Annotated in this window: 1 pseudogene; it reads left to right on the forward strand. The window is 43.6% G+C overall.

Annotated features, from left to right (window positions below):
- Positions 1–388 precede the first annotated feature (388 nt).
- Positions 389–661: pseudogene (locus tag BBG47_RS28325) on the forward strand (DUF4367 domain-containing protein); the annotation flags it as partial.

Raw genomic sequence — 661 nt, forward strand, 5'->3', positions numbered from 1 at the left:
TTGATGAAAATTGCTGAAAGCTATTTGGAATAAAAAACTACTAAAAAATGGGGTCTGCTCCAAAGCGAATTGGAGCGGATTCCCGTTTTCTTTTACATATCAAAAACTTCCGGGGTCCCCGCAAAGTAATCGGAATAAGCTTCAAAGGCAGTTGTCACATTTTTAGCCCAGCTGTTCGTTGTATAGAGTGAAAGGGGGGGGAGGGCTTGAATGACGCGGAGTTAAGTCAATCATCGCAGAGGTGCCGGATGGAATACGCCAAAATTCGAGGTCGACTTGCAGATTAAAACGGGCTAATTTGATGAATCCGTGCATTCCCGATGCCGACTTGACATGAAAGGTTATGCAAATATTACGTGCTGAGCCAAAAGAAAAGGAGAGATTTTTCATGAAATATAAAGTTGCCTTGACTGCGGTTGTAGGGATGATGTTGATGGCCTCTACGAGTTACGCGGCCGTACAGTATCATTCTTTGAAGAACAAGGATGGCGAAGTCGTATATGAGACGAAATCGACGAAGACGCTAGAGGCCGGAAAAACAGAATCGAAAGATGAAAGAGAGCGGTTCAATGCATTTTTTGAACTTAAGGAGAAGGTGCTAAAGAACGGGGAAGCTGGGCTGTTCTATATGGTTGCCAATAACCCGGATCATCAAACAAAT

The sequence above is a fragment of the Paenibacillus sp. KS1 genome, assembly GCF_001680695.1.
Taxonomy (GTDB): Bacteria; Bacillota; Bacilli; order Paenibacillales; family Paenibacillaceae; genus Paenibacillus_B; species Paenibacillus_B suaedae.